Annotated in this window: 15 protein-coding genes; 8 read left to right on the top strand and 7 right to left on the bottom strand. The window is 72.6% G+C overall.

All coding sequences use genetic code 11. From position 1 onward, the window contains the following. Nucleotides 1–131: 131 nt before the first annotated feature. The 3 genes from K2F47_RS16675 (at nt 132) to K2F47_RS16665 (ending at nt 3694) form a co-directional block, all read left to right on the top strand. A complete protein-coding gene (locus K2F47_RS16675) occupies nt 132–968 on the top strand; it encodes a HalD/BesD family halogenase (RefSeq protein WP_242904111.1) in 837 nt (278 codons plus the stop codon). Between the two features lie 13 nt (nt 969–981). Further along, the gene (locus K2F47_RS16670) at nt 982–1788 is read left to right on the top strand and encodes a class I SAM-dependent methyltransferase (RefSeq protein WP_242904109.1); all 807 of its coding nucleotides are present in this window, start codon (nt 982–984) and stop codon (nt 1786–1788) included. 82 nt (nt 1789–1870) lie between these two features. Beyond that, nucleotides 1871–3694 (top strand): choline/carnitine O-acyltransferase, encoded by a 1824-nt coding sequence (locus tag K2F47_RS16665; protein ID WP_242904107.1) that lies wholly within the window; start codon nt 1871–1873, stop codon nt 3692–3694. A 70-nt stretch (nt 3695–3764) separates the two neighbouring features. Here the strand turns inward: K2F47_RS16665 and K2F47_RS16660 are convergent, their stop codons facing one another. From K2F47_RS16660 to K2F47_RS16645, 4 genes are read right to left on the bottom strand one after another with little or no spacing between them, the layout of a single operon-like run. Further along, nucleotides 3765–4976: an ABC transporter permease gene (locus K2F47_RS16660; RefSeq protein ID WP_372490871.1), complete on the bottom strand. Its 1212-nt coding sequence runs from the start codon at nt 4974–4976 to the stop codon at nt 3765–3767. Between the two features lie 5 nt (nt 4977–4981). Further along, nucleotides 4982–5659 (bottom strand): ABC transporter ATP-binding protein, encoded by a 678-nt coding sequence (locus K2F47_RS16655; RefSeq protein WP_242904103.1) that lies wholly within the window; start codon nt 5657–5659, stop codon nt 4982–4984. Next, entirely contained in the window at nt 5656–6729 is a 1074-nt protein-coding gene (locus tag K2F47_RS16650) for a peptidoglycan-binding protein (protein WP_242904101.1), read from the bottom strand. The genes K2F47_RS16655 and K2F47_RS16650 overlap by 4 nt, the downstream gene beginning before the upstream one ends. Further along, nucleotides 6726–7271 (bottom strand): hypothetical protein, encoded by a 546-nt coding sequence (locus K2F47_RS16645; protein ID WP_242904086.1) that lies wholly within the window; start codon nt 7269–7271, stop codon nt 6726–6728. Before K2F47_RS16645 ends, K2F47_RS16650 begins: the two co-directional genes overlap by 4 nt. A gap of 170 nt (nt 7272–7441) precedes the next feature. Here K2F47_RS16645 and K2F47_RS16640 point away from each other — a divergent pair, with 170 nt between their 5' ends. From K2F47_RS16640 to K2F47_RS16625, 4 genes are all read left to right on the top strand, one after another. Next, entirely contained in the window at nt 7442–8113 is a 672-nt protein-coding gene (locus K2F47_RS16640; protein WP_242904084.1) for a response regulator transcription factor, read from the top strand. Beyond that, the gene (locus tag K2F47_RS16635; protein WP_242904076.1) at nt 8113–9369 is read left to right on the top strand and encodes a sensor histidine kinase; all 1257 of its coding nucleotides are present in this window, start codon (nt 8113–8115) and stop codon (nt 9367–9369) included. The genes K2F47_RS16640 and K2F47_RS16635 overlap by 1 nt, the downstream gene beginning before the upstream one ends. A 274-nt stretch (nt 9370–9643) precedes the next feature. Beyond that, nucleotides 9644–10156, top strand: coding sequence for a papain-like cysteine protease family protein (locus K2F47_RS16630; RefSeq protein ID WP_242904074.1), 513 nt, complete (start codon nt 9644–9646; stop codon nt 10154–10156). After that, nucleotides 10156–10962 (top strand): hypothetical protein, encoded by an 807-nt coding sequence (locus K2F47_RS16625; protein WP_242904065.1) that lies wholly within the window; start codon nt 10156–10158, stop codon nt 10960–10962. The genes K2F47_RS16630 and K2F47_RS16625 overlap by 1 nt, the downstream gene beginning before the upstream one ends. A 136-nt stretch (nt 10963–11098) precedes the next feature. On the opposite strand, the gene K2F47_RS16620 is transcribed toward K2F47_RS16625, so the two are convergent. The 3 genes from K2F47_RS16620 to K2F47_RS16610 all read right to left on the bottom strand — a co-directional run bounded on the left by K2F47_RS16620 (nt 11099) and on the right by K2F47_RS16610 (nt 14799). Next, nucleotides 11099–12079 (bottom strand): LysR family transcriptional regulator, encoded by a 981-nt coding sequence (locus tag K2F47_RS16620; RefSeq protein ID WP_242904063.1) that lies wholly within the window; start codon nt 12077–12079, stop codon nt 11099–11101. Nucleotides 12080–12272: 193 nt separating this feature from the next. Further along, nucleotides 12273–13679, bottom strand: a complete 1407-nt coding sequence (locus K2F47_RS16615; RefSeq protein WP_242904061.1) for an SPFH domain-containing protein — start codon at nt 13677–13679, stop codon at nt 12273–12275. Nucleotides 13680–13686: 7 nt separating this feature from the next. Further along, entirely contained in the window at nt 13687–14799 is a 1113-nt protein-coding gene (locus K2F47_RS16610) for an ADP-ribosylglycohydrolase family protein (protein WP_242904054.1), read from the bottom strand. Between the two features lie 87 nt (nt 14800–14886). On the opposite strand from K2F47_RS16610, the gene K2F47_RS16605 reads away from it, so the two are divergent. After that, nucleotides 14887–15393 carry a nuclear transport factor 2 family protein gene (locus K2F47_RS16605; protein WP_242904045.1) on the top strand — a complete coding sequence of 169 codons (507 nt, stop codon included), beginning with the start codon at nt 14887–14889 and terminating at the stop codon, nt 15391–15393. Nucleotides 15394–15396 lie beyond the last annotated feature (3 nt).

The raw sequence follows: 15396 nt of genomic DNA, 5'->3' as shown, positions 1-15396 counted from the left end.
ATCGCTTTTTGCTGACACCCGACCGAAAACGCCGTCGTTTATTCTCCAGTGACCTGTGCTAAAACCCGATTGAGGTCGACTCACTCGGAAGGAACCACATGGCCGCGGCGGACACTCACACGGTCGATCAGGTGGTCAACACAGAGGGTTATCCACTGGAGGACCCGGAGGGCGGGGCGTGGCGGAGCGTCGTTTCCCGCATCCGGGCCGACCTGGCGAAATCCGGATGCAGCGTACTGGCCGATTTCATCCATCCGGCTTTGCGCGAGACGCTGCGGGAGGAGTGCGCGGCGATCGCCCCGCAGGCACATGACGGCGTCGAAACCGTGAATGCCTACAACATCGATGTCCGCTCCCCGCTGCCGGACGGACATCCGGCGCGCATCACCGTCCAGCGCGGCAATTCCTTCGTCCCGCGGGACCGCATTCCCAGCACCCATCTCGTACACCGGCTCTATTCGAACAAGCTGTTCCAGAATTTCGTCGCGAGTTGTTTCGGCCTGCCCCGGGTGCACGAACTCGGCGACCCGCTGTCGGGACTGTGCCTCAACGTCGTCCGGCCCGGCATGGAGCACCCGTGGCATTTCGACACCAACGAGTTCACGGTGTCGCTGCTGACGCAGGAGCCGGAGGAGGGCGGCGTGTTCGAGTACTGCCCCAACATCAGGACCGCGCGGGAGGAGAACTTCGGCGCGGTGCGGAGCGTGCTGACCGGCGACGGCGCGCACCTCGTCCGGCGGCTCACGCTGAATCCGGGTGACCTCCAGCTGTTCAAGGGACGCTATTCGCTGCACCGCGTGACCCCGGTCGCCGGGACGCGGGAGCGGCACACGGCGATCCTCGCCTACAGCGAGCGTCCCGGGGTCATCGGCAGCGTGGCGCGGACGCGGCAACTCTTCGGGCGCGTGCTGCCCGAGCACCTGGCGGCGGAGGGACGCGCCGTACGGGTCGACCGGCTACTGGATTAGGAGGACCGCCATCGTGCGCGTCGACACGTCCGGGAAGATCTCGCTCGGCCACATCTACACGCGACCCGATCCGCGTGCCTACTTCGGCACTCTCCGCGAACTCGAATACTCTATACCAGAGTTGGCCAAACCACACTTCAACGGACTTATCGCCGAATACCGCCGGGCACGCGGGGTCACGGACCCGACCGTTCTCGACATCGGCTGCTCCTACGGAATCAATGCCGCACTGCTGAAGTACGGCGCGACGATGGGCGAGCTGTACGATCGGTATAGCGGCGGCGATGTCCACGGGCAGTCGCGCGCCTCCCTGCTGGCCCGAGATCGGGAGTCGATCCGTTCCGGTGAACCCGCCGAACCCGTCCGCTTCCTCGGCCTGGACGCCTCCGAGAACGCGCTTTCCTATGCCCTTGAGGCCGGTTATCTGGACGGCGCCGTCCAGGCCGACCTGGAGAGCGGCGACCCGTCCGACGAGCAGCGGGAACGGCTCGCCGAGACCGATATCGCCATCTCCACCGGCTGCCTCGGATATGTCACCGAGAAAACGATCATGCGGATCGTCGCGGCGTGCGGCGGGCGGCCGCCGTGGATGGCGCATTTCGTGCTGCGGATGTTCCCGTTCGACGCGGTCGCGGCCCGGCTCGCCGAGGCCGGGTACCGCACCGTCCGGCACGACGGGCTGTTCCGGCAGCGCCGGTTCGCGGCGCCGCAGGAGCGCGACCTCATCCTGGACCGGCTGTCGGACGCCGGCATCGACCCGACCGGCCTGGAGACCTCGGGCTGGCTCTACGCCCAGCTCTACATCTCCCGCCCCGCATAGGACGCCCCGCACAGGACGCCCCGCATGACCCGCACCCGCACCGCATGCCACGCCCCCAGTGATCTCGGATCGAGGACGGAACGTGAACGCGAGCCCGGCTGACACCGACACAGAACCCTCCCCTCGCACGTTCGACTACGAGGACGCCCTGCCCCGGGTGCCGCTGCCCACGCTGGAGGAGACCGGCGAGCGGTTCCTGGAGTGGTGCGCGCCGCTGCTCACCGAGGCGGAGCTGGCGCGGACGCGGGAGGCGCTGGCGGAGTTCACCCGACCCGGCGGCCCCGGCCGGGCCCTGCACGCGGCGCTGGAACGCTACGACGCGACCGAGGGCGTGCACAGCTGGCTCGACACCTTCTGGCCCTACCGCTACCTCGGCCGCCGCGACCGGATCGCGCTCAACGCGAACTTCTTCTTCCTGTTCCACGACACCGGCGAGGGGCAGGCCGAGCGCGCCGCCGGGCTCATCGCGGGCGCGCTCGACCACAAGCTGGCGCTGGACGCCGAGCGCCTGCCGCCCGTCCTCCAGCGCGGGCGGCCGCAGACGATGGCGCAGAACCGGTACCTGTACTCCGCGACCCGCATCCCCGGCGCCGTGCAGGACACCGTCCGCGCGCCGTACTCGGCGGAGCACCCCGGACCGTCCGACGCCAAGCACATCCTGGTCTTCTTCCGCGACAACATGGTCAGGATGGACGTGCTGGGCCCCGACGGGCGCCCGCACACGCTCGACGAGCTGACCGGCGCCCTCCAGCAGATCATGAAGGCGTCCCCGGCGCTGGAGCCCTCCCCCGGGTCGCTGACGACGAAGGCGCGGGCCGAGTGGGCGGCGAGCCGGGAGGCGCTGCTGGCCGTCCACCCCGGGAACAGGGCGGCGCTGGACGCGGTGGAGACCGCGCTGTTCTGCGTCTGCCTGGAGGACTTCGCCCCGGCGAACGCGCAGGAGGCGGGCGACCACCTCCTGCACGGCGGCAGCGGCAACCGGTGGTTCGACAAGGCGGTCTCGCTGGTCGTGTTCGGCGACGGCCGCGCCGGGATCAACGTCGAGCACTGCGAGCTGGACGGCACGACGATCCTCGGCTTCGTCGACGCGCTGCTCGGCACCCCGGCGAAGGAGCACTCGCGCGCGTCCGGCGCCCGGTCGCAGGGCGCGCCCCACCTGGAGCCGATCACGTTCGTGCTGGACGACGCGCTCCGCACCGACATCCGCGAGGCCGACGCGGCGTTCGCCGCCTACGCCGCCGCGACCGCGACGAGGCTCGTGACGTTCGACGACTTCGGCGCGAACAACGCCAAGGCGCTCGGCATGTCGCCGGACGCGTTCGTGCAGATGGCCTACCAGCTCGCGCACCGGCGCGCGAAGGGCCTGACCGGCGCGACCTACGAGTCGATCGCGACCCGGCAGTTCCGGGCCGGGCGCACCGAGGCGATGCGGGTCGTCACCCCGCAGGTGCTGCGTTTCGTGGAGGCCATGGACGACCCGGACGCGGGCCCGGCGGCCCGCGCGGCGGCGTTCCGCGCGGCCGCCGAGGCGCACGTCCGGCGGGCCAAGGAGTGCCAGGCGGGCCGGGCGCCCGAGCAGCACCTCTGGGAGTTGCAGCTGATCCAGAAGCGGCGGGGCACGGAGCTGGGCGTGACCGAGCACCTCGCGCTGTTCGACTCGCCGGGCTGGACGGTCATGCGCGACGACTACCTGAGCACGAGTTCGGCGCCGTCCGTCCACATCCAGGCGTTCGGTTTCGGGTCGACCAGCGAGCAGTGCATCGGCGTCGCCTACGTGCTGCTGCCGGACCGGCTCGCCGTCTACCTGAGCACGCCCGAGCACGTCGCGGACGCGATGCACGTGTTCGCGGACGAGCTGCGCCGCGCCGTCCAGGAGCTTCAGGACCTCCTCGCCGCCGGGGCCTGACGGCACCGGGCCGGGGCGCGACGCCCCGGCCCGACCCCGCCCCGGTCCTGCCCCGGCCCGGCCCCCGCCCTCAGGCCGCCGACAGCGCCTCGGTCGGCGACAGCCGCGACGCGCGGATCGCCGGGTACAGGCCCGCGACCGCGCCGATCACCAGCGTCGCGGCGATCCCGCCGAACACCGCCCACGCCGGCACCTCGACCGGCCAGCCCTGGTAGAGGGCGTAGACGGCGGTCACCAGCGCGCCGAGCAGCGCGCCGCCCGCGCCGCCGAGCAGCGACAGCAGCAGCGACTCGGAGAGGAACTGCGTGCGGATCTGGCCGCGGGTCGCGCCGAGCGAGCGGCGCAGCCCGATCTCCGAGCGGCGCTCCAGCACGGAGATGACCATGGTGTTGGCCACCCCGACGCCGCCGACCAGCAGCGCGACCGCGCCGAGCCCGAGCAGCAGGCCGGTGAACGCCTCGCCCGCCGCCTTGCGCGCGGCGAGCGCGTCCGAGGGCCGCGACACCTCCACCTCGTTCGGCGCCTCCGGGTTCGCGGTGGCGCCGAGCACCTCGCGGACCTGCTCGACGCTCGCGTCCCGCGACCGCGTGTAGATCGTCGTCGGGTGCCCGTCGAAGCCGAGCCGCGCCTGCGCGACCGGCCAGCCGACGAGCGCGGCGCTGTCCAGCTCGGGGGCGAGCGGCGCCGGGTCCAGGATGCCGACGACCGTGAACAGCGTCCGGCCGATGAGCACCTGCACGTCGGGCCCCGCGTGCCCGATCCCGAGCCGCCGCGCGGCGGTCGAGCCGAGCACGGTCGCCGGGAACGACGCCGTCGCCCCGTTCAGCCACGTGCCGCTGTGGAGCGCGGCGCCGGTCGCGGCGCGCAGGTCGGCGCGGGTGGCGTAGGCGGCGATGCCCTTGGTGTCGGTCTCGGGGATGCGGCTCGTCCGGTAGACCTTCGCGTCGTCCACCAGCCCGACCGCCGACACCTCCCGCACCGGCGCGATCCGCCTGACCATCGACTCCGATTCGAGGGGCAGCCTGGCCTTCTCACCGGTCAGCGTGTTGCCGGGCGCGACCGTGAGCAGGTTGGTGCCGAGCGCGGCGAGGGCCCGGTCGAGGTCGGCGCGCGAGGACGCGGAGACCCCGACGACCGCGACCATCGCGGCGATCCCGATCGCGATGCCGAGCGCGGACAGGAACGCCCGCATCGGACGGGTGCGCAGCCCGACCGCGCCGACCCGCACGACGTCGCGCGGCCCGAGCCGCGCCGGGCGCAGCACACCGGGAGGGCGCGGCACAGTGGTCACCGCCGCACCTCCAGCGCCGAGTCGGCGGTGATCAGGCCGTCGCGCATCCGCACCTGGCGGGGCAGGCTCGCGGCGATCTCCCGGTCGTGCGTGATGATCACGACGGTGGTGCCGGCCTCGTGCAGGCCGCGCAGCAGCGCCATCACGCCCTCGCCGGACGCCGAGTCCAGCGCGCCGGTCGGCTCGTCGGCGAGCAGCAGCGCGGGGTCCCCGGCGACCGCGCGGGCGATCGCGACCCGCTGCCGCTCGCCGCCCGACAGCTCGTGCGCCTCGTGCCCCATCCGGTGCCCGAGCCCGACCCGCTCCAGCGCCTCGGCGGCGCGCCGCCGCCGCGCGCCGGAGCCGAGCCCGGTGTACAGCAGCCCGCCCGCGACGTTGTCGATCGCCTTCGTCCCCTGGGCCAGGTGGAACTGCTGGAAGACGAAGCCGATCTGGTGCGCGCGCAGCGCCGACAGCTTGGCGTCGGGCAGCCGCCCGACGTCGTAGCCGGCGATGTGGACGCTGCCCGACGTCGGCCGGTCCAGCGTGCCGAGGACGTTCAGCATCGTCGACTTGCCCGACCCCGACGGGCCGACGATCGCGACCAGCTCGCCCGGCTCGACGCGCAGCGTCACGCCGCCGAGCGCGCGGACGCCGCCCGCGTACTCCTTGGTCACGTCCCGCAGCGCGATCATGTGGGCGTCCCCACGACCGTGCCCTCGGCGATGCCCGCACCGGAGACCTCGACCCGGCCGTCCGCGAACAGCCCGGTCTCGACCGGCACGTAGGACGACGCGCCGCCCCGCACGACCTCGAGCCCGAAGCCGCCCTCCTTCAGCGCGACCAGCGCCGACACCGGCACGGTCAGGACGTTGTCGCGCCGTCCCGCCGTGAACGTGACGTCGACCGACGCCAGGGCGTAGGGGGCGGCGGCCTTGCGCGCCTTGCGCGACCGCAGCCACACCGTCACCTCGACCTTCGTCTTCGGGTCCTCGCCCTGGCTCGACGCCGGCTCGATGACCGTGGAGACCTCGTCGATCCGGCCCTGGACGGTCTCGTCCTCGGGGAGCGCGACCTCGACCGCCGCGCCCTTCTTCGCCATCCGCTGGTCGGCGGTCTCCAACTCGACGGTCACCGCCTTGTCGGTCCCGGTGTAGGTGAGCACCTTCTGGCCCGGGCCGGTCGGGTCGCCCGCGCCCGCCTGGACGCTGTCCACCCGAATGGCGCCGGGTGCGAACACCACGCGTCCGAGCTCGACCTCGCCGGTCTCGGGGAGGCCGAGGTCGTCCTGCCATTCGCGGACGGCGTCGGCGGTGTCGGCGGTGTACTCCTTGTCGACCGTGAACCCGTCGTAGCCGAGCTTGGACAGGTTCTCCTCGAAGCGGCGGACGTCGGAGCCCTCCGTCCCGACCGTCAGCGGCCGGTAGGCCGGCCGCGACCCGTACATCAGCGTGACCGGGTCGCCGTCCACCTCGTAGAGCGGCTTGCCCCGCGTGATCTCGTCGCCGCTCTTGGGGACCCGGGTGACCGTGCCCCGCAGGCGGCTCGTCGCGGTGAACGTCGGGCCGTAGCCGAGCTTGCCGTCCTCGGTCCGGGTGTCGCGCAGCGACTGGCGCGTGACCTTGGCGGTGCCCGGCGGGAGCGCGGCGGCGCGGGCACCGCCCGACCCGCCCGAACCGCCCGAACCGACCACCGCGACGGTGGCGCCGCCGCCCGCCGCGACGAGGACGGCGGCGGCGAGGGCGACCCGCGTGCGCCTCCTCACTTCCCGCCGCCCGCGCCGCCCGGGCCGCCACCCGCCATGATCTCCTTGCACTTCTCCTGCGCGGCGTTGAACTCGGGGTCGTCGGCCAGCTTCTTGTCGATCATGATGCCCTGCTGGCCCGGCTTGGGGTCCGCGAAGGACTCGACGCCGTTCTTGCGCATGCACTCGGCGAACTTGCGGACCCGTTCCTGCTGCTGCTGATCCGTCTTGCCCGACCCGTCCGACTGCGGGTTCAACTTGCGGCACGCCGCCATCGCCTTGTCGACGGTCTCCTTCTTCGTCCCGCCCTCGACCTTGAACTGGATGCCCTGGCCGGGCTTCGGGTCGTCCATCGGGACGCCGTTCTGCCGCATGCACTCGGCGAACTTCACGTTCCTCTCGTCGGGGCTGAGGCTCTTTCCGGGCGCGGCCGCGCCGCTCTGCCCCGGCTTCGCGGCGCCCGCCACGGAGGCGACGCCGCCCTCGTCGCCGTCGTCCGAACCGCATCCGGTGAGCGCCAGGGCCAGCACGAGCGGCAGCGCCGCCGTTCTCCACATTCGCATCCGTCTTCTCCATTTTCAGGTCGCCGGGCTCGTCCCGGGCCGACGGAGAGCGATGCAACGCGATCGGACGTTTCCCCCGCGTTTCCCACTGGAGCCGGGTGCGTTCCTAACGCGGAGGAAACAGCGCGTCGGGCACTATTCGGCCCGAAGGCACGGCGAAGGGAGCCGGGATGCGGGTACTGGTGGCCGAGGACGAGCGGCTCCTCGCCGAAGCGATAGCGGAGTGGCTGCGCGGCGACGCGCACGCGGTCGACCTCGCCTACGACGGGGCGTCCGCGCTGGAGCGCGCCGCCGTCAACGGCTACGACGTCGTCGTCCTGGACCGGGACCTGCCGCTCGTGCACGGCGACGATGTCTGCCGCGAGCTGGTCGGCAGCGCGCCGGCGGAGGGCCGGACGGCCGCCCGGGTGCTGATGCTGACCGCCGCCGCCGAGATCACCGACCGGGTCGAGGGGCTCGGGCTCGGCGCCGACGACTACCTCACCAAGCCGTTCGCCTTCTCCGAGCTGGCCGCCCGCGTGCACGCGCTCGGCCGGCGGTCGCGCCCGGCCGCGCCGCCGACGCTGCGCCGCGCGGGCATCGCGCTCGACCCGGCGCGCCGGGAGGTGTTCCGCGACGGCCGCTACGTCCCGCTGGCGCGCAAGGAGTTCGCCGTGCTGACCGAGCTGCTGCGCGCGGACGGCGCGGTCGTGTCCGCCGAGCAGCTGCTGGAGAAGGTGTGGGACGAGCACGCCGACCCGTTCACCGGCGCCGTCCGGCTGACGATCCTCAAGCTGCGGCGCAAGCTCGCCGATCCGCCCGTCGTCGAGACCGTCAAGGGAGCGGGGTATCGCATCCCGTGATGAGGCCCGGTATCGCGCTGATCAGACCGCGGCACCTGTCGCTGCGGGCCCGGCTGACGCTGACCTACGGCGGGCTGTTCCTCGCCGCGGGGTTGGTGCTGCTCGGCGTCACCTACGCGCTGATCGACCAGCAGCTCACGCGCGGCGGCCCGCAGGTGCTCGCCAAGACCGCCATCACCCGGCCCGGGACGCCGCAGGAGGACCCCGAGCAGTCCGCCCGCGAGCAGGCGAAGGCCATGGGCGACGTGGACGCGCTGATGCGGCGGCAGCGCGCCAACATGCGCGAGGCCGCGACGACCTCGATGGTCACGCAGGGCTCGATCGCGCTGCTGGTGGTCGGCGGGGTCGCGGCGGGCCTCGGCTGGCTGATCGCCGGGCGCGTGCTCACGCCGCTGGACCGGGTGACCGAGACCGCGCGGCGGATCGCGGGCGCGCCCGCCGCCGACCGCGGCCTGCACGAGCGGATCGCGCTGGACGGCCCCGACGACGAGGTCAAACGGCTCGCCGACACCTTCGACACGATGCTGGAGCGGCTCGACCGGTCCTTCGACGGGCAGCGCCGCTTCGTCGCCAACGCCTCGCACGAGCTGCGGACCCCGCTCACGCTCGGCCGCGCGCTGGTCGAGGTCGCGATGCACCGCGCGGACGCGTCGCCGGACGTGCTGCGGCTCGGCGAGACGCTGCTGGAGATCAACCTGCGGCACGAGCGGCTGATCACCGGCCTGCTGCTGCTCGCGCGGTCGGAGAGCGAGGTCACCGACCGCGCGCCGGTCGACCTCGCCGACGTGGTCGGGCACGTCGCCGCGCAGACCGTGGCCGAGTCGGACGCGGCGGGCGTGACCGTCCGGGCGGAGACGACCGAGGCCGTGACGTCGGGCGACGCGCTGCTCCTGGAGCGGGTCGTGCAGAACCTTGTGGAGAACGGAATCCGGCACAACTCCGGACCCGGCGGGTGGGTCCGGGTCGTATGCCGCGCGGACGGCGGGAACGCCGTCCTGGAGGTGGCGAACTCGGGGCCCGCCGTCCCCCCGCACCAGGTCCCGGCGCTGTTCGAACCGTTCCGCAGGCTCGGCTCCGACCGCGTCATCACCTCGGGCGGGGCGGGGCTCGGGCTGTCGATCGTGCGGTCGATCGCCCGCGCCCACGGCGGGACGGTGGCGGCGCGGCCGCGTCCCGGCGGGGGGCTCAAGGTGACCGTCATGCTGCCGTCCTCCCAGGTCACGACCCAGATCACCGCATCGGTTCGACCGGTCTGACCGGTCCCGAAAACGCGGTGGAACAACCCCATTCACTTTGGTTATGACCTGCTGGCATTACCTGGCTTTTGTCGCAAATGAGACTGTTATTGCGTTCCTTCGATCCCGCGCGCGGGCCTCCCCCGCTCGGAATTCCCCCGGCACCGGTGGGGAATTGCTCCTGACCCCGCGCGGGGTTCCAACGCCGTAAGGCCGGGAGAAAAGGCGGAAGCGAATGGCAACGCGTACCCGACCCGCCCGGGGACGTTGGCGCATCGCGTGCGGAGTCGTCGGGGTGGCAGCCGCCACCATCACGGCCTCGCCCTCGATCGCCTCGGCCGGTGAACTACAGATCAACCAGGAAGTGCAGCAGCAGAACCAGTGGTGCTGGGCCGCCAGCGGCCTCACGATCGCCAAGTTCCACGGCAAGGGCACCACCCAGAACGAATTCTGCAACCTCGCGCGCAACCGCTCCGGCGGCCAGTGCCCGAACCAGGCCGGATACCTGGAATGGGCCCAGACGGCCTTCCAGAAGCTCGGTATCTCCCGCGGGACCGTCAGCGGCCCGCTCGGGTTCAGTGCCATCAAGACCGAGATCGACGGACGCCGTCCGATCGAGACCGGAATCTACTGGACGGCCGGCGGCGGACACGCCCAGGTCATCTACGGCTACACCGACGGCTCCCAGGTCATCGCCTACGGCGACCCGTGGCCCTCCAGCCCCCGCTACTCCGAGATGACGGTCAGCCAGTACACCAACAACGGCGAGTTCCGCTGGGGACAAGCCCTCTACCGGGTCGGAGCGTGATGATGCGTAGCACTGCGAAGCTCTCCGCAGCTGCCGTGTCCGCCGGACTCGGCGTCACGGTGTTCGTGATGGGCGGCTCGGCGATGGCGGCGGGCCCCTCCACCGACGCGGCGGCGGCCTCCAAGGCCGCGGCGCAGCCGGCGGCCCAGCAGCGCCTGGGCTCCTTCTTCGTCCACCTGAACCAGCACAACCAGGGCAAGCTGACGAACCAGACCGTCACCAAGGCCCAGGCCGACGCCCAGGCACCGCGGATCGAGGGCACCGCCCAGACGATCTACTCCCTCAACCCCGCCTTCGTGAAGGGCGAGGCGGGCGCGGGTGTCGCGCGCTTCTCCCACATGGCCGTCACCGCGCGGTCCGCGTCCGGCCAGCAGGCCACGATGTGGCTGAACAAGAACAACAAGAGCTGGCTGGTCTGGAACATCACCTCGGGCGCGGACGAGACCGCGTACGCGGCCAAGGCCGCCGGCGGCACCGTGTTCACCGAACCGCAGATCAACGCCTGGTACCGGCTCGCCAACGGCAGGGTCACCGGGCTCAACGACACCGCCGTCGCGTCCGTCGGCAAGACGGGCGCCACGGTGGCGGCGTACCAGCGACTGGTCCACACGCGGTACGCCGACAAACTCCCGGGCTCGCAGTACGCGAAGTCCGGGCGGCTGGGCGGGTTCTCGCCCTCGACCGGCGTCAGCAGGCCGGCGCCGGATCGGGGCCCGGCACCGGCCCTGCTCGCTCTGGGCGCCGGCGGCGCCGTCGCGGCGGCGGCCGGCATCGCCGTCGCGCGGCGCCGCCGGGTGCAGGAGTAGGGACGACCAGCCGATGAGCGTGCGGGTTCCGGGGACCGCTGCCCCGGAACCCGCCGACCACCCCTCACCAACCCGTTGACCCTTGTGAACCCGCACTGACCAGGCGGCTCGGGGTGGAGGCCTAGAGGTGGACCCTTCAGGACGACGTGACGACCGGCAACGCCGGATGTGCCTCGGGATGCTCGTCCCACCATTCGCCGTACACGCGTTGAGCGCGGACGAGTTGCATGTACACGTCGTTGAAGATTCCCCTCAGGCGCCCTGCGGCCTGCTCCACCTCGGGCCGCCATACCAGGACGACCCGCTGTCCCAGCGGGTCTCCGGTGATGCGGCGGAACGCCATCCCGTCGCGCGGGGCCGCGGTCGGCTGGTAGATGCCGATCGCGCGCCCCGACCGGATCAGCGAGGCCGCGATCTGCCAGTCGGTCGACCAGAACCGGACCCGCGGCTGGAACCCCGCGCTCGCGCACACCCCCCGGAAGTAGGCCGGGTAGGGGCCGTCGTCGAGCGGGTCGTCCAGCCAGTCCTGGTCGGCCAGATCGGCGAGGTCGAGGGTCTCGTGCGCGGCCAGCGGACTGCTGGAGGACATGCCGACCAGCGCCGGCTCGCACTCCACCAGGACGAGCCGCTCCAGCCCTTCCAGCGGGGGCGCGGTGTAGTCCACCGGCTCCTGGAAGAGGCCGATGTCGAGCGCGCCGGAGGCCAGCAGTGCCGGGATCCGCCCGCCGCCCTGGTCCACGCGCAGTTGGAGCCGGGTGCCCGGGGAGACCACGTCCAGATGTTCGCTGAGCCGGGTCAGCGGCGGGCACGCCTGCACGCCGATCCGCAGCATCGGCAGGGGCGAGGGGTCGCTGCGGCGGTGCGCGAGGGCCGCGTTCAGATCATCGATACAGGCGAGCGCGGCTCGGGCCCGCGTCGCCACCTCCTCCCCCACCGGGGTCGGCACGACGCCCTCCGGTGAGCGCACGAACAACTGCACGCCGAGGTGGCCCTCGACCCGGCGGAGCATCGTGCTCACGGCGGGCTGGGTGAGGTTGAGGCGGGCCGCGGCCTTGCTGATGCTGCCGGTCGCGGCGACGGCCTCGATCATCCTGAGGTGATGGGGACCGAGATCCACGCGCTGCTCCTGACCGTGACTCTGCCCCGTCGACTGGAATCAAGCGAATATTAACCCCGGACACGCCCCCACAGAATAGAAATGCGTGCCATTCCGGTTACATCGGGTGTGTCGGCTACGTCCTGTTGTTCTTCCGGCCGCGGTGACTACCAGCCGTGTGCGTGACGGTGGCGAACCGGGGGTCGAGCCGGGGTCAGCGGGGCGCGGACGAGCCGGGGTCGGCGGTCGCGTCGCGCAGCGCGGTGATAATGGCCGCGAGCTGGGTGACCAGGCCCGCGACGCTCGTCTGGTCGGCGCCGTTGACCTGGACGGTGCGCAGCTCGTCCGGCTTCGGGAGCTTCGCCAGGATCGCCGGGAGCGAGCGCACCAGCTCGGTCTGCACCGCCACCGGGGTCCGCTCGTTCTGCACCGCCGCGCGGGAACGTTCCCGCTCCAGATCCAGCAGGTCGTGCTCGTGGCGCGCGCGGGCGCGGGCGTCGGAGCGGGCGAGCTCGGCGTCCAGTTCGAGGCGCTTCAGCTCGGCGTCGCGCTCGGCGCGCAGCCGTCCCGTCTCGGCCTCCTCGGTGTGCCGCTCCCGCTCCATCCGCAGCGCGTGCCGGGTCGTCTCGGTGTGCAGCTCGGCGACCTCGCGGGCGTCGTCGTGCTCGCGCCGCGTCCGGCGGGCCTTCTCGGCTGCCTCGGTGTCGAACCGCTCGGCCTCGTTGCGGGCGCGCAGCTCGGCCAGCTCCCGCTCGTGCTCCAGCCGCTGCGTCTCCTTCAGCCGCGCCGCCGCCATCTCGCGCTGCGCCACGACCTCCTCGGCCTCCAGCTCGGCGAGCCGCGCGATCTGCCCCTGCTCGGCGCGGTAGGGCTTCTGGAGGTTCTCCCAGAGGCGGGACGAGCTGACCACCGCCTCCTTGATCTGCACGGTGACGATGCGCAGGCCGAGGCCCTGGTCGCCGCCGTCCTCGCCCTCGGCCACGCCGCGCAGCCGGGCGGTCAGCTCCTCGATGATCGGCTGCTTGTCGCTGAGGACGTCGCGCACCCCCATCATCGAGACCTTGTCCTTGATCGCCGCCTCCGCCTGCTCCCTGAGCTGGATGTTCACCAGCCGCATCGGGTCGTCCTCGGCGCCGAAGTCGAGCTTGCGGTAGGCGGTCGCGAAGTCCTGGATGATCCACTGCACGTAGCCCTGGACGAGCACGCCCTGGAGCTCGCGGCAGATGCAGTACGCGTTGATCAGGATGGTCTGCGTCGCACCCGGCACCACGAGGAACGAGTCGGTGGACGGGTTGAACCGGAACGACACGCCGAGCCCGATGTGCAGCGGCTCGTCCCGTCCGCGCCGGGTGTGCACGACGAACGCGTTCGGCGGCACGAGGACGTTCTTCCACCGCCAGAACCCGCTGATCCGCACGTCCACCTGGCCGGGGCTGGACGGCTCGGCGGGCGGCGCGCCGAGCGCGCGGCTCCGCTTCGCGATCGGGCCCTGCGGCGGGGGCGGCGCGGCGCCGGGCGCGGCCGGGGACGGCGGCCGGCGTGCGCGCAGGTCGTCCTCCAGCACCGCCTGCTGCGCGACGACCTTCTCCAGGTAGGTGTTGCCCTGGTCGGGGGTGCTCATGGGGTCCTCACTGCGCGATGGGGTGGCCGCCGGAACCGGCGGGGTCTGCGGGCGGGTTGGGGCCGAACTCGGCGGAGCAGGCGGCGGCGAGCCGGGTGAGGGCGGGGCCGACCTCCAGGCCGTCGCGCCAGCGCTCGGGGAAGGCGCCCGCGCCGTAGCGGGCGCCGAGGAGGTTGCCGCAGATGGCGCCGGTGGAGTCGCTGTCGCCCGTGTGGGTCACGGCGAGTTTGAGGCGGCTCTCGACGTCGCCCGGGGCGAGCGCCGCGTAGACGGCGATGGCGATGGCCTGCTCGCCCGTCCAGCCGCCGCCGAGGGTCTGGAGCCGCTCCGGCGTCGCCGGCCCCTCGTGCCGGAGGCTCGCGGCGCGCGCGAGCGCCTCCAGCGTCTCGCGGTTGCCGGGGTGGCGTTTGAGCTGCTCGCGCGCGAGGTTCAGGGACTCCTCCAGCTCGGCGCCGCGCAGCAGGGCCGACACCATGGCCGCGTGGACCCCGGCGGGGAGGTATCCGCTCGGGTGCCCGTGGGTGATGGCGGCGGCGCGGCAGCCCAGCTCGAACGCCTCCGCCGGGTCGGCGTGCCCGAACCCGCACGGCGCGGCGCGCATCGCGCCGCCGCAGCCCTTGGAGTCGCCGTTGGGCTCCTGCGGCGTCCCGAGCGGGATGGCGGGCTTGCGCCGCTCGGCCGCGCGGTGCAGCGCCGCGAGGGTGGAGCGGCCGGGGCCGCGCCGGGTCATCAGCGCCGGTACGCCGGTGAGCCAGCCGCCGACCTCCATGCCCTGGTCGGGGAACTCCTCGCCCTGCCCGCGGAACCAGGTGAGGTAGGCGGCCTGGAGCAGGCCGGGTGCGGCGCCGCCGATCCCCTGCCCAATGACAGCAGCCCGCGCCCGCGCGGACGCCTGGACGAGCGCGTACGCGGTGAACATCGTGAGCTGCGTGTCGTCGGTGATCGCGCCGCGTCCGAACCGCTCGGGGACGAAGTCGTCCGGGCCGTCCGGGCCGTGCTTCTCCCGGATGACGTCGAGCGCGAAGCTTTCGAGCGGCGCGCCGAGCGCGTCCCCGATGCCCCCGCCGAGCAGGCAGCCCAGCAGCCGATCAGGGTCGGGATACACCGAAAGATCAGGCATGCCCGACACCTTATTGAAATCGGCCAGTCAGATGACGGATTCCCCGCCTTTCGCCCGTCTCTAGCGTGGGCCGGGAAGGAGGAGATCATGACTGAGATCGCGGAACTGGTGGACAGGCTGGAGATCGGGGAGCTGGTCGCCCGGTTCTTCGTGTCGCTGGACGAGCGGCAGGCCGACCCGGAGGCGCACCCGTTCGACGAGGCGTGGGCGCGGCGGTTCTTCACCGAGGACGTGCGCTTCCGGTTCCCCGTGGGCACCTTCGCCGGACGCGACGTCGCCCCGAAGATGCAGAACCTCACCATGGACATGTGGGGCCGCACCCAGCACCTCGCGGGGATTCCGCTCGTCGAGGTGGATGGGGACCGGGCGAGTGTGCGGTGGGACGCCCTCCACACCCATGTGCAGCTGGACTCGACGCAGGCGGCGCGGGCCGACCGTCCGGGCGAGGTGATGCAGTCGGGCGGGTACTACGACGCCGAGGTCGTGCGGACCGAGGACGGGTGGCGGTTCCGGGTCGTCGTGCTCACGGTCGCGTGGACGACCGGAAAGCCGCCGATCCGCAATCCGGAGCTGGCGCGCCTCAGCGGCTCCTAGCCG

The sequence above is a fragment of the Actinomadura terrae genome (assembly GCF_022751215.1).
Classification (GTDB): domain Bacteria; phylum Actinomycetota; class Actinomycetes; order Streptosporangiales; family Streptosporangiaceae; genus Spirillospora; species Spirillospora terrae.
The sequence above is the reverse complement of the archived record's forward strand: the minus strand, read 5'-3'. Positions and strand labels throughout refer to the sequence as shown.

What these genes read in the sequence shown, in the direction of transcription:
- K2F47_RS16655 (WP_242904103.1), bottom strand. Translation starts at nt 5,659, where the DNA reads ATGATCGCGCTGCGGGACGTGACCAAGGAGTACGCGGGCGGCGTCCGC.
- K2F47_RS16645 (WP_242904086.1), bottom strand. Translation starts at nt 7,271, where the DNA reads ATGCGAATGTGGAGAACGGCGGCGCTGCCGCTCGTGCTGGCCCTGGCG.
- K2F47_RS16640 (WP_242904084.1), top strand. Translation starts at nt 7,442, where the DNA reads ATGCGGGTACTGGTGGCCGAGGACGAGCGGCTCCTCGCCGAAGCGATA.
- K2F47_RS16635 (WP_242904076.1), top strand. Translation starts at nt 8,113, where the DNA reads ATGAGGCCCGGTATCGCGCTGATCAGACCGCGGCACCTGTCGCTGCGG.
- K2F47_RS16625 (WP_242904065.1), top strand. Translation starts at nt 10,156, where the DNA reads ATGATGCGTAGCACTGCGAAGCTCTCCGCAGCTGCCGTGTCCGCCGGA.
- K2F47_RS16615 (WP_242904061.1), bottom strand. Translation starts at nt 13,679, where the DNA reads ATGAGCACCCCCGACCAGGGCAACACCTACCTGGAGAAGGTCGTCGCG.
- K2F47_RS16610 (WP_242904054.1), bottom strand. Translation starts at nt 14,799, where the DNA reads ATGCCTGATCTTTCGGTGTATCCCGACCCTGATCGGCTGCTGGGCTGC.
- K2F47_RS16605 (WP_242904045.1), top strand. Translation starts at nt 14,887, where the DNA reads ATGACTGAGATCGCGGAACTGGTGGACAGGCTGGAGATCGGGGAGCTG.